This is a genomic window from Streptomyces coryli, from assembly GCF_011044975.1.
In the GTDB taxonomy this organism is placed as follows: Bacteria; Actinomycetota; Actinomycetes; order Streptomycetales; family Streptomycetaceae; genus Streptomyces; species Streptomyces coryli.
Map to the genome: position 1 here is coordinate 26,806 of NZ_JAAKZV010000013.1, position 20,269 is coordinate 47,074.

20 protein-coding genes are annotated in these 20,269 nt (G+C 72.0%); 6 read left to right on the plus strand and 14 right to left on the minus strand.

Annotated features, from left to right (window positions below):
- Window positions 1–6 precede the first annotated feature (6 nt).
- Together G5C51_RS05475 and G5C51_RS05480 are read right to left on the minus strand one after the other, a co-directional pair.
- Window positions 7–1,179 (minus strand): NAD(P)/FAD-dependent oxidoreductase, encoded by a 1,173-nt coding sequence (locus tag G5C51_RS05475; RefSeq protein ID WP_165232585.1) that lies wholly within the window; start codon window positions 1,177–1,179, stop codon window positions 7–9.
- Between the two features lie 91 nt (window positions 1,180–1,270).
- On the minus strand, window positions 1,271–2,929 hold the full coding sequence (locus tag G5C51_RS05480; RefSeq protein WP_165232588.1) for a lactate permease LctP family transporter: 1,659 nt from the start codon (window positions 2,927–2,929) through the stop codon (window positions 1,271–1,273).
- A 130-nt stretch (window positions 2,930–3,059) separates the two neighbouring features.
- Between G5C51_RS05480 and G5C51_RS05485 the strand changes: the two genes are divergently transcribed.
- Window positions 3,060–4,142, plus strand: coding sequence for a CopD family protein (locus tag G5C51_RS05485; protein ID WP_165232591.1), 1,083 nt, complete (start codon window positions 3,060–3,062; stop codon window positions 4,140–4,142).
- Here the strand turns inward: G5C51_RS05485 and G5C51_RS05490 are convergent.
- A complete protein-coding gene (locus tag G5C51_RS05490; RefSeq protein WP_165232594.1) occupies window positions 4,111–5,223 on the minus strand; it encodes a class I SAM-dependent methyltransferase in 1,113 nt (370 codons plus the stop codon). The two genes, G5C51_RS05485 and G5C51_RS05490, sit on opposite strands and share 32 nt — an antisense overlap.
- A gap of 183 nt (window positions 5,224–5,406) precedes the next feature.
- Here G5C51_RS05490 and G5C51_RS05495 point away from each other — a divergent pair, with 183 nt between their 5' ends.
- Both G5C51_RS05495 and G5C51_RS05500 read left to right on the plus strand, forming a co-directional pair.
- A complete protein-coding gene (locus G5C51_RS05495; RefSeq protein WP_165232597.1) occupies window positions 5,407–5,847 on the plus strand; it encodes a nitroreductase family deazaflavin-dependent oxidoreductase in 441 nt (146 codons plus the stop codon).
- Window positions 5,848–5,874: 27 nt separating this feature from the next.
- Entirely contained in the window at window positions 5,875–7,098 is a 1,224-nt protein-coding gene (locus tag G5C51_RS05500; protein WP_165232600.1) for a GNAT family N-acetyltransferase, read from the plus strand.
- On the opposite strand, the gene G5C51_RS05505 is transcribed toward G5C51_RS05500, so the two are convergent.
- The 3 genes from G5C51_RS05505 to G5C51_RS05515 form a co-directional block, all read right to left on the minus strand.
- Window positions 7,095–8,330, minus strand: a complete 1,236-nt coding sequence (locus G5C51_RS05505; RefSeq protein ID WP_206313434.1) for an acyltransferase family protein — start codon at window positions 8,328–8,330, stop codon at window positions 7,095–7,097. The two genes, G5C51_RS05500 and G5C51_RS05505, sit on opposite strands and share 4 nt — an antisense overlap.
- Entirely contained in the window at window positions 8,303–10,228 is a 1,926-nt protein-coding gene (locus tag G5C51_RS05510) for a glycosyltransferase family 2 protein (protein ID WP_165232603.1), read from the minus strand. The genes G5C51_RS05505 and G5C51_RS05510 overlap by 28 nt, the downstream gene beginning before the upstream one ends.
- Window positions 10,229–10,396: 168 nt before the next feature.
- Window positions 10,397–11,605, minus strand: coding sequence for a metallophosphoesterase (locus G5C51_RS05515; RefSeq protein WP_165232606.1), 1,209 nt, complete (start codon window positions 11,603–11,605; stop codon window positions 10,397–10,399).
- A gap of 235 nt (window positions 11,606–11,840) precedes the next feature.
- Here G5C51_RS05515 and G5C51_RS05520 point away from each other — a divergent pair, with 235 nt between their 5' ends.
- Window positions 11,841–12,263: a hypothetical protein gene (locus G5C51_RS05520; protein ID WP_165232609.1), complete on the plus strand. Its 423-nt coding sequence runs from the start codon at window positions 11,841–11,843 to the stop codon at window positions 12,261–12,263.
- A gap of 4 nt (window positions 12,264–12,267) precedes the next feature.
- Here G5C51_RS05520 and G5C51_RS05525 read toward each other — a convergent pair whose 3' ends face one another.
- From G5C51_RS05525 to G5C51_RS05545, 6 genes are all read right to left on the minus strand, one after another.
- Window positions 12,268–13,485, minus strand: coding sequence for an MFS transporter (locus G5C51_RS05525; protein WP_206313435.1), 1,218 nt, complete (start codon window positions 13,483–13,485; stop codon window positions 12,268–12,270).
- 48 nt (window positions 13,486–13,533) lie between these two features.
- Window positions 13,534–14,205 (minus strand): alpha/beta fold hydrolase, encoded by a 672-nt coding sequence (locus G5C51_RS05530; RefSeq protein ID WP_338118026.1) that lies wholly within the window; start codon window positions 14,203–14,205, stop codon window positions 13,534–13,536.
- 6 nt (window positions 14,206–14,211) lie between these two features.
- Window positions 14,212–14,334, minus strand: coding sequence for an alpha/beta fold hydrolase (locus G5C51_RS43975; protein ID WP_338118023.1), 123 nt, complete (start codon window positions 14,332–14,334; stop codon window positions 14,212–14,214).
- A 70-nt stretch (window positions 14,335–14,404) separates the two neighbouring features.
- Window positions 14,405–15,370: an adenosine deaminase gene (gene add / locus G5C51_RS05535; RefSeq protein ID WP_165232612.1), complete on the minus strand. Its 966-nt coding sequence runs from the start codon at window positions 15,368–15,370 to the stop codon at window positions 14,405–14,407.
- Between the two features lie 27 nt (window positions 15,371–15,397).
- Window positions 15,398–16,000 carry an HAD family hydrolase gene (locus G5C51_RS05540; protein ID WP_338118024.1) on the minus strand — a complete coding sequence of 201 codons (603 nt, stop codon included), beginning with the start codon at window positions 15,998–16,000 and terminating at the stop codon, window positions 15,398–15,400.
- 11 nt (window positions 16,001–16,011) lie between these two features.
- Window positions 16,012–16,584 carry a PadR family transcriptional regulator gene (locus G5C51_RS05545; protein WP_165232615.1) on the minus strand — a complete coding sequence of 191 codons (573 nt, stop codon included), beginning with the start codon at window positions 16,582–16,584 and terminating at the stop codon, window positions 16,012–16,014.
- A gap of 97 nt (window positions 16,585–16,681) precedes the next feature.
- Here G5C51_RS05545 and G5C51_RS05550 point away from each other — a divergent pair, with 97 nt between their 5' ends.
- Window positions 16,682–17,116 (plus strand): nuclear transport factor 2 family protein, encoded by a 435-nt coding sequence (locus tag G5C51_RS05550; protein WP_165232618.1) that lies wholly within the window; start codon window positions 16,682–16,684, stop codon window positions 17,114–17,116.
- 95 nt (window positions 17,117–17,211) lie between these two features.
- On the plus strand, window positions 17,212–18,435 hold the full coding sequence (locus G5C51_RS05555) for an alpha/beta hydrolase family protein (protein WP_165232621.1): 1,224 nt from the start codon (window positions 17,212–17,214) through the stop codon (window positions 18,433–18,435).
- Between the two features lie 2 nt (window positions 18,436–18,437).
- On the opposite strand, the gene G5C51_RS42835 is transcribed toward G5C51_RS05555, so the two are convergent.
- Both G5C51_RS42835 and G5C51_RS43695 read right to left on the minus strand, forming a co-directional pair.
- On the minus strand, window positions 18,438–18,740 hold the full coding sequence (locus tag G5C51_RS42835) for a hypothetical protein (RefSeq protein ID WP_240929407.1): 303 nt from the start codon (window positions 18,738–18,740) through the stop codon (window positions 18,438–18,440).
- A gap of 469 nt (window positions 18,741–19,209) precedes the next feature.
- On the minus strand, window positions 19,210–20,184 hold the full coding sequence (locus G5C51_RS43695) for a DUF5937 family protein (protein WP_165232624.1): 975 nt from the start codon (window positions 20,182–20,184) through the stop codon (window positions 19,210–19,212).
- Window positions 20,185–20,269 lie beyond the last annotated feature (85 nt).

Sequence of the window (20,269 nt, forward strand, 5' to 3'; positions counted from 1 at the left end):
CAAGGCTCAGCGGGTGGCGCGACCGCCCTTGGACAGGAAGGTCGTCAGGTAGACGCCGCGCGCGGTGAAGCGGTAGGTCTTCAGCGGGCTGCTGCTGACGAAGTCCTTGTACGCGACGGCCGCCCGGCCGGAGAGGAAGAAGCGCCGCGGCGAGTCGTCCGCGCCGGTGAACTGGATGACCGCGTCCTTGCGGCCGAGGCTGACCGGCTGGTGGAAGTAGCCGAAGCGGAACGGCTTGACCTGCTTGCCGCGCAGCCGCAGCGCGATCGCGTCGGCGGTGTACTGCGCGGTGGGCAGGCCGCTCTGGCAGGTGCCGTGGATCTGCCCCCACGGGAGCCGCACGGCCGCGGCGTCGCCGACGGCGTGGATCTCCGGGTACGAGGTGGACCGCAGGGTGGCGTCCACGGAGATCAGGCCGCGGCCGTCGGTCGCGATCCCTGAATCGGCCGCGAGCGGCGGCACCTTGACGCCGGTGGTCCACAGCACCAGGTCGGAGGCGACGACCTCGCCGTCGGCCAGTTCGACGCCGGCGGGCAGCACCTTGGCGACGCTCGCGCCGGCGCGCACGGTGATGCGGAGCCGGTCCAGCGCCCGGTTCAGGTAGCCGCGGGCCTTCTCGCCCATCATCCCGCCCGGCGCGGAGCGGCTGACGAGGGTGACGTTCAGCCCCGGGTGACTCTCCGCGATCTCGGTGGCGGCCTCGATGCCGGTGAGCCCGCCGCCCGCGACCGTCACGCGGCCGCCGCTCGCCGCGAGTTCGGCGAGCCGGAGCGACAACTGGTGGTTGGTGCGCGGGTCGTTCAGCGTGTAGGCGTGCTCGGTGGCGCCCGGCACCAGGGACGTGTCGGTGGCGCTGCCCAGCGCGTACACGAGGGTGTCGTACGGCAGCGTGCGCTCGCCGTCCACGGTCACCTGCCGGGCATCGGGGTCGATGCCGGTCGCCCAGCCCTGCACGAACTCGATGCCCGTGCCCTTCAGCAGCTCCGGAATGCGGTGGTCGCCCAGTTCCTGGCCCGCGGCGACCTGGTGCATCCTGAGCCGCTCGGTGAAGCGGTCCGATGGATTGACCAGGGCGATCGCGACATCCATCCGCCGGGTGCGGCGGGCGAGCCGGATCGCGGCGAACATGCCGGTGTAGCCGGCGCCGAGTACGACGATGCGGTGCTTGGTGGTGTGCATCTTCAACTCCTCAGTCAGGGCCACCGAGTCGGTGACGCCTATGGGACAGGGAGGGCGGCACAGACGTGACAGGGAGACATTGTGACCCGCGTCACGTAGGAAGCATCCATTCCAGCACGGCCGTCGACTGCAGTGCCACCAGCACGCACATCAGCAGCAACAGCAGCAGGCTCCAGCCGACCACCTTCCGCAGCAGCTCCGCCTCGCGGCCGTGCAGGCCGGTGGCGGCCGCGGCGATGGCGAGATTCTGCGGCGAGATCATCTTGCCGAGCACGCCGCCGGAGCTGTTGGCGGAGGCAAGCAGCTCCGGGTTGAGGCCCGAGCTCTTCGCGGCAGTCACCTGCAGGACGCCGAACAGGGCGTTCGCCGAGGTGTCGGACCCGGTGACCGCCACACCCAGCCAGCCGAGGACGGGGGAGAGGAAGGCGAGTCCGGTGCCCGCGCCCGCGATCCAGTGGCCGAGAGTGGCGGTCTGCCCGGAGAGGTTCATGACGTACGCCAGGGCGAGCACCGTCGCCACGGTGAGGATCGCCCAGCGGAGCTGGTGCAGCGTCCGCCCGTACGCGCGCACGGCCAGCCCGGGTCGTACGGACAGCGCCGCGGCCGTGATGACGCCGCTCAGCAGCAGCAGGGTGCCGGTGGCCGGGAGCCAGTTGAAGGTGAAGGTGGTCGCGGACGCGGGGTCGCCCGTCACCGGGTCGGCGACCTCCAGGCCCGGCCAGTCGAAGGAGGTGACGGTCTCCGCCAGCCGGTCCTTGACCGCACCGATCTGGGAGGCGGCGAAGACCGCGATGATGACCAGGTACGGCACGTACGCCTTGAACACCGCCCCGCGGTCGTCCGCCGTCACGGTCTCCGCCCGCCGCTCGGCCACCTCCGCGTCCCGGCTGCCGCCCGCGATCACCGGCGGCGGCTCCAGCCCGCCGCGCTCGGTCTTGCCACCGGGGGTGAGCCGCATCGCCGCGAGCACCGCGCCGAGCGCGACCAGGGCGGCGACCACGTCGGTGAGCTCGGTGGAGAGGTAGTTGGAGGTGGCGAACTGGGCGAGCGCGAAGAAGACGCCGCACACCAGCGCCGGCATCCAGGTCTCCCGTATCCCGCGCTTCCCGTCGACGAGGAAGACCAGCAGCAGCGGCACGACCAGCGCGAGCACCGGCGTCTGCCTGCCGACGGTCGAGGACACGTCATCCAGCGAAAGTCCGGTCAGTTCGGAGAGGGTGATCACCGGTGTGCCCATGGCGCCGAACGCCACCGGCGCGGTGTTGGCGACCAGCGCCACCGTCGCCGCCTTGAACGGGCTGAAACCGAGCGCGATCAGCATCACCGAGGTGATGGCCACCGGCGCCCCGAAGCCGGCCAGGGCCTCCAGCAGCGCGCCGAAGCAGAACGCCACGATGACGGCCTGCAGGCGCTGGTCCCCGGAGAGCCGGCTGAAGGAGCGGCGCAGCACGGCGAAGTGCCCGGTGTCGACCGTCATCTGGTAGATCCACAGCGCGTTCACGACGATCCACATGATCGGGAAGAGCCCGAAGGCCGCCCCCTCGGCGGCGGAGTTGAGGCCCGCCCCGACGGGCATGTCGTACCCCGCGACCGCGACCACCAGCGCCGTGCCGAGCGCCGCCAGTGCGGACCAGTGGGCCTTGAGCCGTACGACCCCCAGCAGCACGAAGAAGACCAGCAGCGGCGCCGCGGCCACCGCGGCGGACCAGGCCAGGGAGTCGCCGAAGGGGTCCAACTCGGGGCGGAACACAGGCACCTCCTGCGGAAGATGGTGATGACAGGTGCCCGACAATGTAAAGCTCAGCCCTGGAAAGGGAACCCCCGCCGCCGGATCGTCCCCCGACTTGCTTCAGGTGTGGAGTGTTCGTGAAGCTCTGGTCATGAGCCCGATACCACCGGCTGCCGCCGCGGGCGACGAGGCGGCAGCCGCCGACGCACCCGCACCATCCCGGCACAGACCTGCCGACCGCCGCCGGGCGCTCCGCCGCACCGTCGCCGTGCTCTGCCTCGCCGCCGGCGGACTGCTGATCCCGCTGCTCGGCCCCGGCGCCGCCCTCGACGGGACCGGGGAGGCGGACGACCCCGGCGTCGAGGCGGTCACGCTGCTGCGGGGCGTGCTGTTCGCCGCGCTGGCCGTGCCCGTCGGCGAGGAGTTCGTGCGCCGGCTTGCCGCTCGCGTGCCGGGCGCCACGCTGCCGCGCGGCTGGTCCGCGTACGCCGCCGTCGTCGGCGCGCTCGCCGCGCTCGGCCTCACCGCGATCGTGGCTGCGGGCAATCTCGTCCCGACCAGCCCGTCGGAGATGGACATCGGCGGCCTGTACGGATCCCGCGACGGCACCCTCGCGCTCATCGAGGTCAACGCCTTTGTGGTGGCGGGCCTCCTGGCCCGCTCCCCGCACGCCCTCCTCCGGCTCGCGCCGCTCGCCGCGATCGTCGCTGCCGAGGCGCTGCGCGCCCATCCGGCGACCGAGGACACGCCGCTGCTCGGCTCGGCCCTCACCCTCGTCCACCTGACATGCGCGTCACTGTGGGCCGGCGGACTCCTCTACGCGCTGCGCACCGTATGGCTGCTGCGCGCACAAGCGCCCGACGCGGGCGCGGCCGTGCTCGGCCGGTACGCCCGCGGCGCCCTGCTGCTGCTCGCCGCGCTCACCGCGACGGGCGTGTGCAGCGCGCTCCGGCGGATGCCGCCGGGCACCGTCCTCGACCAGCTCACCGAGACCGCGTACGGGCGCACCCTGCTCGGCAAGGTGCTGCTCGTCGCGGTCGTCTGCGCGCTGGCGCTGACCGCGCGCCGGCGGCTACGCACCGCCGCAGAGCCTTCCCCAAGCTCTCGGCTTCGCTCGAGCAGGGGAGACCCCATGGCCGCCTACCCGCCCGCCCGCGCCGAGGTCGTCCTCCTCGGCGCGGTCGTGGCGGTCTCGGCGCTGCTTACGGCTGTGCCAGTGCCGATTCGCTGGTGAGCCGGACCACGTCGCGGCCCTGCCCCCACCGCTCGATCGCCTTCTCGTCGGCGAACGCCAGCGCCCGCATCATCATGCCGCCGTCGCTCGACGCCACCGTGCGGCGCAGCCGGGACCGCAGCTTCTCCGGAATCCGGGCGGTGCCCGCCTCGATGCTGTCGCCGTAGGACGGCTCGAAGGACACACCGGCGAAGCCGGTCTGCCGCAGCAGATGGGGCAGCGTCTCCGAGGAGTAGAACATCAGGTGATTCTTGGTAAAGCCGATCCAGTTGGAGCCGTAGGCCTTCAGCTGCAGCGACTTCGCGTTCACGGTGAGGATCAGCAGCACTCCGCCCGGGGCGAGGAGCTCGCGGAAGCGCCTGAAGTCGTCCAGCGGGCGCGGCAGGTGCGCGAGCACCGACCAGAGGGTGAGCACGTCGAAGCCGCCGTCGGCGATCTCCGGTATGTCCTCGGGGTCCCCGTGGTACGCCCGCGCCGTCTCGAGCCGCTCGTTGGCCTGGTCCACCGAGTCGGGGGAGAGGTCGACACCGCAGGCGTCGAAGCCGCGCTGCTCGGCTTCCTGCAGGAAGTATCCGGCGCCGCAGCCGAAGTCGAGCAGCCGGCGGTCGCGGCCGTCCGCGAAGACCGGATCGAAGGCGTCCATGGTCAGGCGGTAGCGGCGCCGGCGTCTGGCGGCGTACTTACCGGTGAGGAAGGTGCTGTAGTTGTTGGCGTAGAGCTCGCCGAGGCGCTCGGGCTTGATGTTGGGGTTCCGGTAGAGGAACCCGCAGTCGGGGCAGCGCACCACCCGGTACGACCACTTCTTCTTGCCGTTGTCCTTGAGCGCCGTCGGTTCGAACAGCGGCTGCTGGCGGGACTCGCCGCACAGATGGCAGCTGATGAACTCCTCGATCGACTTCGCCTTGATCCCGGCCTCGTAGTCGGCCAGGGGGACAACTGGTGCCCGGCGCACCCGCGCCTGCCACTGCAGTTCGCGGGCGAGGCGCTCGCCGGGCCTGACGAAGATGCGTTGCGGCCAGGGGACGCGGTCATAGCGGGAGCCATACAGCGCACGGCTTATGGCTCGTTTTGCTGTCGTCATTGCCACCTCACGGGACGGATGTTCGGGTCACCGTGTCACCGGGGGCCTACCGGACACAAGGGACGCGTCACGTGTTCGCGCGTTACCTTCGCATTAGCCGCGCTTTGCCGGTCCTTGGGACTCCGGTGGGCGCTTTTCGGTCACGCCGGGAAACCTTCTCGGATCCGTGATCGTTACACCTGCATGCCACTCACCGGAGAGTACGAGCCCGGCACCTGGGACTGGGCCACCAAGCAGGCGGAACTGATCGAGAGTTCGGGCGGTACCCAGGGCACGATGATGAACGGGATGGCCGTCGTCCTGCTCACGTCCGTCGGCGCCAGGAGCGGGAAGCTCAGGAAGAATCCACTGATGCGGGTGGAGCATGAGGGCGAGTACGCCGTCGTGGCCTCCAAGGGCGGCGATCCGGCCCATCCCGCCTGGTACCACAACCTGGTCGCGCAGCCGCATGTCGAGCTGCGGGACGGCACAGTGGTCAAGGACTACACCGCCCGTCTCGTCAGTGGCGAGGAGCGGGCGGTGTGGTGGGAGCGCGCGGTGGCGGCCTTCCCTCCGTACGCCCAGTACCAGCAGAAGACCACGCGGGAGATTCCCGTCTTCGTGCTGACCGAGCGGGATGATTAGGCGGTCTTTGACCGATAGTGTCCCTGTATGAACGTCCGCACAGCCATTCAATTCCGTGAGCTGCCCGAGAGCGACATCGAGCGGGCCCTCGCCCTTGCCTACCTCGCCTTCCACGAGAGCCCGGAGGACGACCAGCGCCGCCGCCACCGCGACCTGCTGCGGCAGTGCCTGCGCATCGGGGCGTACGACGGGGACGAGGTCGTCGGCCTGGCGGCGGGGATTCCGTTCCGGCTGTCGGTGCCAGGGGCCGAGCTGCCGGGCCCCGGCGTGAGCTTCGTGTGCGTCGCGCCGACGCACCGGCGCCGGGGCGTGCTCTCCGGGATGATCGGGGAGCTGTTCCGGCGGTGCGCGGACGCGGGCTGGCCGGTGGCCTCGCTGTGGGCGTCGGAGGACGCGATCTACGGCCGTTACGGCTTCGGGCCCGCCGCGTACGGCGCCACCGTCGAGATCGACTCCCGCGAGGCGCTGAGGCTGCGCATCGCGCCCGACGAGCGGCCGCTGCGGCTGCTCGCCACCGATGAGGTGCCGAAGCTCCTCGGCGCGTACTACGACGCGACCCGGCGCACCCGCGCCGGCCGGCCGTTCCGCACCGAGGAGTGGTGGCGGGAGGAGTGGCTGGTGGACAAGGACGAGGACGACGACGACCTCTCCCCGCCGCGGGTCGTGGCCCTCGGTGACCCCGTCGCCGGCTATGCCGTCTACCGCACCAAGCGCGCCGATGACGGCCCCGGCCTGGTCCGCGTGGACGAGCTGGAGGCCGACACCCCCGCCGCGGCCGCCGCGCTGTGGACGTATCTGTGCGCCATCGACCTGACCCGCAAGGTGCAGGCCTGGAACCGGCCGCTCGACGACCCGCTGCTGCTCTTCGCCGCCGACCGGGACCAGGTGCGGGTGACGGCCGAATTTCCGGCGCTGCGGCTGCGGTTGACCGACGCGGCCGAGGCGCTGCGGCAGCGGGAGTGGGCGGCGCCGGCGGACCTCGTCCTCGACGTGACCGATGCCCACATCCCGGCGAACGCGGGCCGGCACCGCCTGACCGCGGCCCCGGGCGGCGCCACGTACGAGCCGACGGATGCGGCGCCCGACCTCGCCCTGGACGTACGCGACCTGGCCGCCTGCTATCTGGGCGGCACCCGGGCGCGCTCGCTGGTGCAGGCAGGTCTCGTCACCGAGCACACGCCGGGCGCCGCCGACGCGCTCGACGACGCCTTCCGGACCGCGCTCCTGCCGCACACCGGCGAGGACTTCTAGCCGCCGGGCCTGCCGGGCTCCGGCAGTGGTGTGTGGTACTCCCGCGGTCTCCCGCGGGAGTCGAAGGCGCCCATGATCTGCAGGGCGGTGGCCTCGATGACGTGATAGCTCAGATACGACAGCGGGATCGTCACCGCGAGGAGGATCGCCGCGGTCAGCGGCCACGCCCACCAGGGGCCCGGCTCCGGCAGCACCCCGCGGCCGTCGATGGCCCGCAGGATCGGCTCGTGCCACAGGTAGATGCTGTAGCTGACGGTCGACAGCGACACCATCGGCGCCCAGCTCAGCCAGCGCGGCCCCGCGTCCAGGCTGAGCGCGGTGGCGCCGACGACGAGGCCGATGCCGAGGCCGAAGAGGGTGTGCAGATACGGCTCCGGGACATGCACCGTCCGGCACCAGATGCCGCCCGCGATCACCCCGGCGCCGGCCAGCCCGACCAGCGTGCGCACGGCCCGGTTCGGCCAGCGCAGTCCCGCCGCGGCGGCGACGGCGAGCAGCATCCCGGTGGCGAAGACGTCCAGCTTCGCGGGCGGCCCGAACCAGACCGACCAGGACTCCTCGGGGTAGCCGCGTACGTACACGGCCCACGTCTTGTACGCCAGGCTCAGCACCATCAGCGACAGGACGCCGCCGAGCATCAGCGCGATCTTCGCGCGCCGCGTCCCGAGCCGCAGACAGGCCCGTTGGGCGACGACGCCGAGCACGGCCAGCAGCACGTAGAAGTGCGCCTCCACGCCGAGCGTCCAGGCCGGGCCGTCCGTATAGAAGATCTTCGCGTCGCTCCAGACATGGGTGAGGGTGAGGTGCAGGACCAGGTCCTGCCAGTCGCCCGGGATGACGGGGTTGGAGATCGACCACACCACCAGGACCACGATCCAGTACGGCGGCAGCAGCCGCACCGCCCGCCGGATCAGGAAGATCCGCGCTCCCCGCGGCTTCCCGGTGCCGAGCGCCGCCCGGGCGAACGGGAGGCCGAGCAGGAAGCCGGAGAGGATGAAGAACATGTCGACGAGCATGTCCGTGTTCAGCAGGATCTCGTGCCCGATGGTGTCCTGCAGCGGCCAGCGCCAGGTGCCCGGCTCCCGGTTGTGCTGATAGGCGTGGAAGGTCAGCACCGTCAGCGCGGCCACCGCGCGGTAGCCGTCGAGGGTGTACCAACCGCGCGGCGCGCCCGGCGGGTTGCCCTGCGCGGCCTTGTCCACCGTCATGGCTGCCTCGGGGTGACGATCCACTGCCGCTCCCCGCTCAGCTCCTTGATGTGCGCGACGCGGCTGATCAGGTTCTTCAGCTCGGTGTAGACGAGCGCGGACACGAACGCGTACATCACGAACCAGCCGCCGCGGCGGCGCAGTTCGGGCGGTGCGAGCCGCCAGGCGAAGAGCACCGTCGCCGGTCCCGCGGACAGCGTGTAGAGGGACGTGAGCAGGAAGGTCGGGATCACCCAGTCGAGGCGATCCGCCCCACCCGAGCGCCAGATGAGGAAGGCCAGCACCGGCATCATCTGCAGCGACAGCCACGGATACGCCTCCCGCCAGCCCAGCAGGAACCCGATGCCCAGCTTGTTGCGCCGGCTCAGCTCCGGCGAACGCAGCGCCCGCACCAGGTGCTTGCGGGAGACCTGGAACCAGCCCTGCGCCCACCGCATCCGCTGGTTCCACAGCGCGCCCGCCGTGGCCGGGGCCAGTTCACGGGAGAGCAGTGCGGGGTCGTAGACGAGCTTGCGGCCGTCGAGGAGGGCGCGGAAGGACGAGTCGATGTCCTCGGTGAGCATGTGCCCGTGCATCCGCACCTCGCGGAGTACGGCGGTGTTCCAGAAGCCGTTGGAGCCGCCGAAGAGGCCGAATTGGTGGAGTTTGGCGCGGCCGGTGTGGCTCACTCCGTAAATCGCCTCGAATTCCACCGCCACATTCCTCGATACAAGGGAATTGGCGCCATTGCGGATGACGCAGTGCCCCTGCACCACATCGGCGCCGTCCGCGAGCCGGCGCCAGGCTCGGCGATACGCGTCGTGCTGCGGGTGGTGGTCGGCGTCGAAGAGTCCGGTGAATTCGCCGGTGACGACCTGAAGGGCGGCGTTGATGTTCTGCGCCTTGGAGGTGGAGCCCGGGACCTTGAGCACCAGCAGCCGCTCGTCGCGGGCGGCGAGCGCGTGCAGCTCGGACTCGATGGCGGGCATCGGGTGCGGGGTGTTGTACGCGAGGACGACCTGCAGCGGGCCCGGGTAGTCCTGGGCGAGGAAGGCGTCGAGGGTGGCGAGGATGGTCCCCGCCTCGTTCGGCAGATAGGCGGCGATGACGGCGGAGGCGGGCGGATGGTGGCCGGGATCGTCGGGCAGCGGGGTCGGGTTGAGCGCGTGCAGGCCCTCCATCCAGATGAAGACGGACGTGATCACGAGCGCGATGGTGACGGCCAGATACGCCGGCGTCGCGAGGTCGAGTCCCAGCAGATAGAGCCCCGCCAGCGCCGCGAACGGCACCCCCGCGCCCAGCGCGAAGGTGAACAGCGCCTGCAGGCCCGTACGCCACGGGTCGGGGATCAGCCGCTGCGGCGGCTCCACCGCCTCCTTCGGCAGCCAGCGGCGCGGCAGCAGGTCAAGGTGGGTGCCGGCGAACTCGGCGGCCTCCGCGGCCCGTTCCAGCAGCTCCAGTGGCGGCGGGCCGCCGGGCGAGGTGGCCCCGGTGGTCCAGCCGCAGATCGGGGTCGTCTGCAGCTGCTCGCCGCCGACCTCGAGCTCGGCGCGGCTGACCCGCGCCGACATCTGGCCGAGGCGGCGCCCGGCCTGCCGCTCGGGGGTGCCGCGCAGGAACAGCACGACCCCGTCGGTGCCGTCGAGGCCGAGCAGCTCGTGGTGCGCCAGCTCGTCCTGGAGCACCCCGGCGACAGCCCCGAGCACCCGCTCCCACCCACCCGTGCCGAAGCGCGACAGGATGCGTTCGCGCTCGGCGATCCGTATGACGGCGACGACCGGCGGCCACCGGGATCTCTGTCCCAGCGTAAGCACCCTGGCGGTCTGCTGCGCCCAGATCCGGCGGCTGGGCCAGGCGGGCCGCTCGGGCCGCGGCGGCGCCGGAACCAGCGCCGACTGGGTGAGCAGCCGCCTTTCACGGGTGGTGGGGGGAATTACCGACATACCGAAGTCCCGCTGTTCGACGGCAAGGAATTTCAAACCAACAGGCTTGTTACCGCCGGGTTTTGGAACCTGTCAATCAAGCCATTCGTCAAGCCTCCGAACTTGTGCGGCGGGTGAGCCTCACTGGATGTGCGGGCCGTCCACGGCTGATAAATGCGCCGCCGGTTCTCAGGAAGCGGCTACCGCGGGCGCGGCGGTGCTGAAGCTGTGCGCGTGGCGCGCCGCCGAGCTCGCCACGTCCACGGTGTAGGCGTCGATGGACAGCCGCTTCGCGGACGCCTTGAGCACCATGAACCCGTGGTGCGCGAAGTCCTGCCAGCGCGCGGGATGGTCGCCGTGCGCCTCGCCGTCGCCCGACTTCCCGGCCGCCCCGCACACCACCTGCCGGGTGCCGCGGCTGCGCGCGTCCGGCTCCAGGATCTGCAGCGTGTGGTCGTGGCCGGAGACGATGAGGTCGGCCCGCCCGCACACCACCTCCTCGTACAGCTCCTTGAGATGGATCCCGCTGGAGTAGTCGCCGACGACGAAGCCGTCGAACGAACCGGCGCTGCCGTGGTGGCCGTTGTTGATGTACGGGTGGTGCCCGATGACGACCTTCCAGGTGGCTCGGGATGCCGACAGCGCCCCGTCCAGCCAGCGGCGCTGCTCGCGCATGTACGGACCGTCCCACCGGTAGTACGGGTCGAGCTGCGCGACGGTCGAGGCGACGGGGTTGGTGTCGAGCGCGAAGAACTCCACCAGCGGCTCGCCGTCCGCCCCCGGGAGCACGGCGGTGTAGTAGCGGGCGGGCATGTACCAGCGGCGGGAGGTGGTCGCGTACGCCACCTCGCGGTCGCCGCGCGACGGATCGCCGCCGGTGCCGGGGATCAGCCCCGAGCAGTCGTGGTTGCCGAGCACCATCAGCCACGGCACGTCGATGCCCTCGTTGGGCTTCTCGAACTTCGTCGTGAACTCGTCGTCGTGGGCGGACTCCGGGCCGTTCTCGTAGAGATTGTCACCGAGCCCGACGGCAGCGGAGACCCCCTCGGCCCGGCACACGGCCTTGGCGGCCGCGGCCACCGCGTACTGCTCCTCGCCGCCGGTGCCGGCGTCCCCGGTCACCAGCACGGCGTGCTCGTCGCGGGGGTCGGGGAGCGGAAACTTCTGCACGGGCGTGTCGGCGGCGGCCCGGGCCGGGGCACCGGCCTGCGACAGCCCCGCGAGGACGGCGGCTCCGGCGGCGGCACCGCCCAGCACGGTACGCCGGTTGAGCAGCCTGCCGGCCGCACCTCCGTCGGCCGGAGCGGTGCGCCCGGTGGTCGGCACGCTCGCGTCCAGGTCCAGCCACTGGCGCTCGGTGAGGTCGGGTCGTGGGGGGATGCACTCGTCATTGCACATGCCAAGTTTCTCGCAGGTAACTTCACCGAAGTGGTGAAGCACCGACGAATCTTGGGTGAAGGACCGGCGATCATGCGAGGCCTGCCGGGCGTCCGACTTCCGCGGTACCGCGGAAGTCGCAGCCCCCGCCCGGGACTCAACCCGGGGTGGGACGACGCGCTTGCCGCCCCCGCGTACGTTCATCGCAGCCATGCAGCGCGGTCCGGGGGGACCGGCATGAAGCAAGGGGGAGACCGTGTCACTGCAGACCAGGAAGAAGAACGTGCTCCGGAGCCTGGGCGTCCTAGCCGCCGCGTCGGCGCTGACGCTGGGACTGTCGGGGACCGCGCAAGCGGTGCCCGGCTGGTGGATCGGGTGGACGTCGGACGCGGAGTGCGGCAGCGCCCGCGGCCTGTACGGGTACTGGAAGGACGGTACGGCGCAGGGGAAGCCCTTCTACGACACGGAATGGGACTTCGACGTCCACAGCTATTGCGCGAATACCAGCGTGTCGCTCTACACCAAATACAAGAAGTGGACCGGCTCGAAGTGGGTCGACTACACCAGGAGCTACCACCGGATCTCCGCCGCCGGATCCGGGAACAACGTCGCGGATGTGCGGCTGTACGTCTGCAAGGTGGGTGTGGCCAGCTCCTGTGGCCTGATCAGGCCGGAGTAGCCGGTCAGTCGCAGGCCTCGGCGGTCTGGCGGTCGGGTTCGGCCGGCGCGGCCGCCGGGGCTCGGCCCGTACCGCGCTCGCCGAGCTCGCTGACCGCGACCAGGGTCAGCGTGACGGCCACCCCGCCCAGGATCGCCGTCGCCGGGGAGGCGATCGTCAGCAGCAGGCCCGACAGGACGGCGCTGAGGGCGTAACCGGCGCCGGCGGCCGCGTACATGACCGAGTAACCGGCGGCGTGTGCGCTCGGCGGGAGGGCCTCGCGCAGCCGCAGATTGCGGGTGATCAGGACGCCGGACTGGAAGAGGCCGGCCAGGGTCAGCGCCGCGGCGATGCCCGGCAGCGCGGGGACCAGCGCCATCACCGTCACGCATACGCAGACCGTGCAGATCAGCAGGCGCCCCTGGACGTGCGGCCGGCCGGGCCAGGTGCGCAGCCCGTAGACGAACGCCCCGATCGCGGACGCCGTGGCGAAGGCGGCGAGCAGCGGTCCCGACCAGCCGACGGCGGCGCCGCGCTGTTCGAGGAGGGCGGGCAGGACCAGTTCGGCGAGCGCGAGCAAGGTCATGGCGGCGCCGCCGGTCACGAAGGCCGGCCAGGCGGACAGGAGCGTACGGCGCATGGACTTGCCACCGCGGTCCGCGGCGTCCGCGTCCCAGCCCTTCGGCAGCACCCACAGCCCGGCGGCCGAGGCGAGCATCAGCCCGGCGGCCAGCAACTGCGGCGCGTACGCGGCGAGCTGCAGCGCGAAGGTCGCGGTGAGGGCCGGGGCGACGGCCCAGATGGCGGAGTTGAGCATGCTCTCGTAGCTGAAGCCGGTCGCCATCTGCCGCTCGGACAGCTGTGTCTGCAGCAGCATCCGCAGCCCGCCCGCGGCGGGCGCGGGCGCCGCCCCGGCGAGCGCCGCCAGCACCCCGAGCAGCACCGGATGCGCGCCCGGCAGCAGCCCGAGCCCGGCGAAGGCGGCGGCCCCGGCGGCCAGCCCGGCGGCGAGCTGCCACCGGGCCCGCTCCGGCTTGATCCGCGGCCCGAGCAGCGCGGCCCCGGCCACCTCGCCGATGACGTACACGGCGGCCAGCACCGCCCCGAGCCCGTACCCGCCGGGCCGCTCCCGCACCAGGAACACGACCGCGAGCGGCGCCATCGCCACCGGGACGCGGGCGGCGACGGCGACGAGTGACCAGGCCAGGACGGGGCGCGTGGCGAGCTCGCGGTACGAGGACATGGCGACGACCGTAAACGACGGTGGTCGGGCAGTTCACCTCGTTTGCGCTCAGGCGGCCGCCGCGGCCGATGCGAGGAAGGTGCGGACCGCTTCGGCGAAGCCGGCCGGTTCGTTCGCGTAGACGAAGTGGTCCGTCGCCAGCTCCGCGAGGCGGGTGCCGGGGCGGCGCCGCACCATCTCCGCGGCCTGCTCGTCCGGGAGGACGCCACCCTTGGTGCCGCGTACGAGGAGGGCCGGGCAGGTGGCGGCGGTCCAGTCGGACCAGTGGTCGCCGTGCACCTGCTCCTCGGAGTTGACGATGTCCTGCGGGTGGAAGGGCAGGCCCCAGGTGCCGTCGGGGTGCTCGTGGACCGCGGCGGCGAAGTGCGGGGCGAACGGGCCGAGGCGGTCCACGTACGCCTCCCGCGTGGGGGCGGTGCCGGCGGGCAGATTGAGCACGAACGCAAGCGGGTTGCTGCCGTCGAGGCCGAGCTCGGCGCAGCCCTCGGCGTTGACGAGCGCGGTGACGCGGGCGGGGTGGCGGGCGGCGAACTGGTAGGCGTTGATGGCGCCGAGCGAGTGCCCGAGGAGGGCTGCCGCACGGAGGCCGAGGTGGTCCATCAGAGCCTCGAGGTCGGCCGGATAGCCCTCGCGGCTGTAGTCGGCGGCTCGGTCGGAGGCGCCGTGGCCGCGCTGGTCGGGGGCTATGACGCGCCAGTCGGGTGCGAGACGTTCCGCCAGGTCGGCCTACGACATGCCCTCGGACATGTGGCCATGGAGGGCGATGAGCGGGCGGCCCGGGCCGCCGAAGTCCACGTAGGAGAGGGTGCGGCCGTCGATGGTGAGCGCGGAGCGCTTGCTGGTGTTCATGGCATGAGCATGGAGCAGATATATACGCCCGTACAAGACGTACGTATAAGACGCCCGTCCGGATGGTGTTTCAAGCGCGCCCGTACGCCTGGCGGCCGGCCTCCTCCAGCCGGGCGCGGGTCGCGTCGTCGCAGAGCGCGCCCGCCAGCCCGGCCGCGTAAGCCTGGGCCTCGGTGAGGCCAAGCCGGGCCGCCGCCGCGTGTTCCGCGTCGAGGTTCGTGTTGAACATCGCCGGATCGTCCGTGTTCACCGTGCAGCGGACCCCGGCGGCGAGCAGCTGGGGGAGGGGGTGGTCGGCGAGCGACTTCGTCACGCCGAGGCGGAGATTCGAGGTCAGGGCTACGTCCAGGACGACGCCCCTCGCGGCCAGCTCTGCCACCAGGCCGGGATCCTCCGCCGCGCGCACGCCGTGCCGCAGCCGGTGTGCGCCGAGCGCGAGGGCCTGGCGGACCGAATGCGGCCCCGCCGCCTCGCCCGCGTGCGGGACGTAACCGAGGCCGGCTTCACGGGCGATGGCTACGGCACGCTCATGGGGTGCGCTCGGGCGGACGCCCTCGGCCCCCGCGAGGCCGAAGCCGACCACCTCGCGTCCGGCGAACCGGCCCGCCGTACGCGCCGCCTCCTCGCCCGCCGCCACGTCGCAGCCGAGATAGATCTCGGGCGTCAGACCCACCGCCACCCCGAACCGCTCCCGGGCCTCCTCGGCCGCATCGCAGCAGGCGGCGAGGATACCGGCCCAGTCCGCGAGCCAAGGGGCCCAGCACAGGCAGGCTTCGAGGTAGACGGCGCCCTGCGCGGCGGCCTCGGCGACGTAGTCGAGCAGCACGTCGCGGTAGTCGGCGGGGGTGCGCAGGCAGGCGGCGGTCCGCTTCCAGACGCCGATGAACTCCACCAGATCGCGGAACTCGTAGAGCCGGGCGACGCCTTCCGCGGTGTCGGCGGGGAGCGCGAAGTCGTCGCGCCGGGCCAACTCCAGTAGCCGGTGCGGGCGCACCGTGCCTTCGAGGTGAACGTGCAGCTCGATGCGAGGGGGCATGGGCGCCAGCCTAGAGAGGCGGGCGGATCACGCCCGTAGGAAGCTCAGGGGCGCGTGGAGATCGGCGGGGCTGCGGTAGTGCACGCCGGTCATGCCGAGCGCGGCGGCGGCGTCGATATTCTCCATACGGTCGTCCACGAACAGGCACCGCTCCGGGGGTGTGCCGGCCGCGGTAGTGGCGATCTCGTAGATCCTCGGGTCCGGTTTGGCCACGCCCACCCGGGCGCTGTTGACGACGTGGTCGGCGAGGTCGGTCAGGCCCAGCTCGGCCAGCTCGGCGTCGAGTTCGACGGTCGCGTTGGTCACCAGCACGAGCGGCATCCGCGCACGGACCTGGCGGAGCAGCGCCACGACCGCCGCGTCCGCCGTGAAGGGCGCCTGCGCGAGGGCGAGTCCGAGCTCGCGCGCCTGCGCCTGCGGCACCCGCGCGGCCAGCCCGGCGGCGATGGCATCGACCCACTCCCGCTTCGTGATCTCCCCGCACAGCAGCGGCAGATCCACCTCAGGCGCGAACGCCAGCGCCGCGGTCGTGCCCTCTTCAAGCCCGGCCTGCCGCTCCAGAGCGGCCACGTGGGTGGAGTCGTAGAAGCGGATCACATTGTCGATGTCGCACAGTACGGCGTCGAACACGCCCTGCCTCCTTATATCGACTGCTGCGAACTGCGGGCCCGCGCCCGCAGGATGGTGATCGTGCGCTGGCACCAGTCGCGGTTGCCCCGCTCGAAGGCGAGCCCGCGCAGGCACGTCAGATACGGGCCGATGGGGTCGCCGCCGCGCAGGAACTCGTCCTCCGTGCGCTCCCCGCGCATATTGCGCAGCAGCTTGTCGAAGAGGTCGAGCTTGCCCTGGGCGAAGGCGGCGCGTTCGGAGAGCTGCGCGATCAGGGCCTCGGTGTCGACGTGGTCGGCGGCCTGGACCTTGACGAGGAGGTCGTCGCGGATGAAGGCGGGCTTCGCGGCGGCGGCGGTGAAGTCCGCGAGCTCGGTGAGCCCGGCGTCGGTCACCTGGAACAGGCGCTTATTGGGCCGGGACTCCTGGACCACCTCGCGGCCGGCGATGAGCCCGTCCTTCTCGAGGCGGGTCAGCTCGGCGTAGAGCTGCTGCGGCTGGGCGTGCCAGAAGTTCGCCACCCCGAGGTCGAACGACTTGGTGAGCTGGTATCCGCTCAGCTCGCCGCCGAGCAGCGCCGCGAGCACGGCGTGCCGTAGCGCCATCGGACTGCCTCCTTCGTGGCCATTCCAGTGGACCGGTCGCCCATGATACTCATGAATCTGACTAGTCAATTTTATGAGTAAGGAGAGTGAGGGCACCATGACCGCTGCCGACCGCTTCCGTGACGCCGTCGACCGCCGGGACATCGCGGCGCTGGACGAGCTGTTCACCGACGACGTCCGCTTCTACAGCCCGGTGAAGTTCGTCCCGTTCGAGGGCAAGCCGATGGTGCTGGGGCTCTTCGGGGTGCTGCTGCGCACCTTCGAGGACTTCCGGTACGTCGGCCAGTACGACGGCACCGCGGAGACCAGTGCGGACGGGACGTCCGCGCCGTCGGAGGTGCTGCTCTTCCGCGCGACGGTGGGCGGGAAGGAGATCCACGGGATCGATCTGCTGCACTTCGCCGAGGACGGGCGGATCAAGGAATTCACGGTCATGGTGCGTCCGCAGTCGGCCGTGCACGCGCTCGGCGAGGCCGTGCTCGCCGGGCTGGTCGCGGACGGGCTGGCGCCGGCGTCGGCGGCAGGTCAGTAGGGCGCGGGACCGGCCGGACTACTGACGAAAGTGGTGGTGGGCTTCGTACGTTCGCCAGTGCCTGGCGCCCCGGTGCGGTTCCTAGGCTCCCGGACATGATCAGTAACCGCATTTCGCGTACGGGCGCCGCAGCGCTGGTGGCCCTCGCCGTCCTCGGCCCGGCAGTTGCCGCCTGCGACGACGGCTCGTCGTCCCGTAAAGCCGCAGCTTCTGCGGAGCAGGAAGCCGGGCTCTCGCTGCCGCGCCCCGCGGGGCCGCAGGCGATCGGCGAGGACACCCTCCACCTCGTCGACAAGAGCCGCCGGGATCTCTGGGCGCCCGGGGGAGGGGCTCGGGAGCTGATGGTGTCGGTCTTCTACCCGGCCGCCGGGGGCAAGGGCCGGTCGGGCGACCGGGCACCGTACATGTCGGCGAAGGAATCCGCGCTGCTGCTGAAGGCGCAGAAGCTGGACGAGAAGTTCGGCGCCGAGCGGCTGGCCTCCGTCCGTACGAACGCCGTCGCCGGCGCTCGCCCCGACAAGGGCAAGCACCCGCTTGTCGTGCTCTCCCCGGGCTTCACGCTGCACCGGGCCACGCAGACCGGGCTGGCGGAGGAGTTGGCCTCGCGGGGTTACGTCGTGGCGCTGGTGGATCACGCCTATGAGTCGTTCGGAACCGAATTCCCCGGCAAGGGGGACTCGCCGCGCATGCGCACCTGCATCGCCTGCGAGAAGGTCGAGCAGGCGCCGAGCGGAGGCTCGGGGGAGAACAAGATGCTGGCCAAGGCGGCGCGGAACCGGGCGGCGGATCTTTCGTTCGTCGTGGACGAGTTGACCGGCCGGAAGTCCGACTACGCGCCACTCATCGATCCCCGCCGGATCGGCGCCGCCGGTCACTCGCTCGGGGGCAACGCGGCGGCGGTGGCGGCGGGCACCGACCACCGCATCCGCGCGGCGGCCAACATGGACGGCACGTTCTTCGCCCCGCTCCCGACCGCCGCCTCCGGCCGCCCGCTCCTCATGCTCGGTACGGCCAAGGGCCACAACCCCCGCGCGAAGGACGTCACCTGGCCCCGCGAATGGCAGCGCCACGACGGCTGGAAGCGCTGGCTCACGGTCGCCGACTCCGGCCACTTCACCTTCACCGACTTCCCGGTCCTCGGCGGCCAGGTCGGCATGACCGACCCCGCGGCGCCGCTCTCGGGCGAGCGCTCGGGCCAGATCACGCGGGGCTACGCGGCCGCCTTCTTCGACCATCACCTCCGCGGCCGGCCCGCCCCGCTCCTGGAGGGCCCGACGAAGGCCAACCCGGAAGTCACCTTCCACAACCCCCAGCGATGACGTCAGGTGAGGGCGCCGCGGAGCGCGGCGACGACAAAGCCCGCCGCGGAGCCCAGCAGGAGCAGCGCCAGCACGCCCCAGCCCGCGGGGATCGACCACATCGGCCAGTCGGCTGCTACCTGCACCCACAGGGTCACGATGGCGGCGGCGCCGATCCCGAGGGCGTGCCACCGCACGGCGGCCGCGGCCACGACGTGCCGCCGGCTGCGGCACCCGAGCACCCCCCACAGGCCGCCGGCGAAGGCCATCACACCGAACGAAACGCAGCCGATCGCCCCGGCGAGCCGGTCCTCCGGCCATCCCACGGGCCCGTCGGAGGTGGGCTGCCGCCGCCCGCCGGTGTCCCGGACCTCGACGACATCCCCGTACCAGATCAGACCGGTGACCTGTGGGCAACACCAGCTCCGCCTCCGGCGGCTTTGCCCTCTCGCCGCGGTGCAGGGCGGCCTTGCGGACGGTGAAGTCCTGGTCCCACAGGCAGCCCGAAACCTTGACCGGCACGGAAGCACAGCCCGGCGCGGCCCGGAATTCCCGCTCCCGCTCGAGCGCCCCGCGAACCTGACCGGCCATCGCCAACCCGAGCCCGGCCACGAGGAGGGAGACCAGCATCCATAGTCCCGCTCTCACGCCCGGCTTCCACGCCGCTTCAGCCATCCTTCCTCCCCCCACGTCCCGTATTCGAGGGGGCTCAGCATTCACCAGCAGAAGCAGGCAGGTAACGCGCACGGCGGGCAGCTGACCCGGCCCCACGTTGCCGACTCCGGGCAACTGCCGTCAGCCGCCCCGCGGGCACAGGGCGTCGCCGGTCAGGGTCCGTGCGTAGACGACCCGGCGGCCCTCGCGGCGGCGGGTGACGAGGCCGGCTTGGCGCAGGACGGACAGGTGGTCGCTGATACCGCCGGCGCTGATGTGCAGGCGGACCGCGAGGTCGAGGGTGGCGGACGGGCGGTCCAGTTCCCGCAGGATCCGGGCCCGGCGGCTGCCGATCAGCGATGCCAGGGCGCCGTCATCCGGCTGCGGCGGCTCCCAGAGGTCGCCGATGCCCGCCGGCGGATAGACCAGAGCCGGGTCCCAGGGCGCATCGGTCCGCGGCCAGACCTGCGGCCACGTGAAGGCTGACGGGATGAGCAGCAGGCCGCGGCCGGCGAGCTCGACGTCGGCCGCGGACTTGGTCGTCGGGCGGACGGTCAGGCAGCCGGTCTCCCAGCTCACCGACGGATGGAGGTCGGCGAAGGCGGCCCGGGACCCTACGCTCGCCAGGCGACGGGCCCGCGCAGCGATTTCCGACTCGAGGAAGGCCGAGATCGCGGGCCACCTCGGCGCCAGGCCCGTGTCCCACAGCGCCCGCATCTGTCCCACCAACTCGCCCAGCACCCACGCGGGTTCGTCGACGAACGGCCGCGCTGCCGCGGGCAGGTGGGACGGATAGCGCCGCACGATCTCCGCGACCACCCGCTCCGGCGGCGTTCGGGCCACGCGTCCCAGCTCGGCCTCGATGGTCGGATGCGGCTCTCGCGGCGGCGGGCTGATGAAGACGGGCCAGTACGGACCACCGAAGGGCGCCGCGGCGTCGAGCAGTGACAGGTCGAGACCGCTCACCCGCGGCGCCGCCCACTCCACCCAGCTCCGGTGCACGACGGACCGCTCCGGCCGCCGCAGCACGTAGAAGGCGCCGAGGAGCTCCATGAGCGGCGCGATCGCGAACCGGGTCCGCAACAGGTCGTCCTGACCGAACCGGAAGCGAATCACGGATTCAGCCTAGGCCGAATCTCTGGGACCGCCGGAGCCCCCGGAGTACAAACGGTGCGTGCGGACGAGGGCCGAATCCCACCAC

Excerpts from the sequence above, each read along its gene's own strand:
- G5C51_RS43975 (WP_338118023.1), bottom strand. The coding sequence starts at position 14,334 with ATGAACACCAGCAAGCGCTCCGCGCTCACCATCGACGGCCGCACCCTC.
- G5C51_RS05490 (WP_165232594.1), bottom strand. The coding sequence starts at position 5,223 with ATGACGACAGCAAAACGAGCCATAAGCCGTGCGCTGTATGGCTCCCGC.
- add (WP_165232612.1), bottom strand. The coding sequence starts at position 15,370 with ATGCCCCCTCGCATCGAGCTGCACGTTCACCTCGAAGGCACGGTGCGC.
- G5C51_RS05525 (WP_206313435.1), bottom strand. The coding sequence starts at position 13,485 with ATGTCCTCGTACCGCGAGCTCGCCACGCGCCCCGTCCTGGCCTGGTCA.
- G5C51_RS05500 (WP_165232600.1), top strand. The coding sequence starts at position 5,875 with ATGAACGTCCGCACAGCCATTCAATTCCGTGAGCTGCCCGAGAGCGAC.
- G5C51_RS05510 (WP_165232603.1), bottom strand. The coding sequence starts at position 10,228 with ATGTCGGTAATTCCCCCCACCACCCGTGAAAGGCGGCTGCTCACCCAG.
- G5C51_RS05550 (WP_165232618.1), top strand. The coding sequence starts at position 16,682 with ATGACCGCTGCCGACCGCTTCCGTGACGCCGTCGACCGCCGGGACATC.
- G5C51_RS05555 (WP_165232621.1), top strand. The coding sequence starts at position 17,212 with ATGATCAGTAACCGCATTTCGCGTACGGGCGCCGCAGCGCTGGTGGCC.
- G5C51_RS05545 (WP_165232615.1), bottom strand. The coding sequence starts at position 16,584 with ATGGCGCTACGGCACGCCGTGCTCGCGGCGCTGCTCGGCGGCGAGCTG.
- G5C51_RS05475 (WP_165232585.1), bottom strand. The coding sequence starts at position 1,179 with ATGCACACCACCAAGCACCGCATCGTCGTACTCGGCGCCGGCTACACC.
- G5C51_RS05485 (WP_165232591.1), top strand. The coding sequence starts at position 3,060 with ATGAGCCCGATACCACCGGCTGCCGCCGCGGGCGACGAGGCGGCAGCC.
- G5C51_RS05495 (WP_165232597.1), top strand. The coding sequence starts at position 5,407 with ATGCCACTCACCGGAGAGTACGAGCCCGGCACCTGGGACTGGGCCACC.
- G5C51_RS05515 (WP_165232606.1), bottom strand. The coding sequence starts at position 11,605 with ATGTGCAATGACGAGTGCATCCCCCCACGACCCGACCTCACCGAGCGC.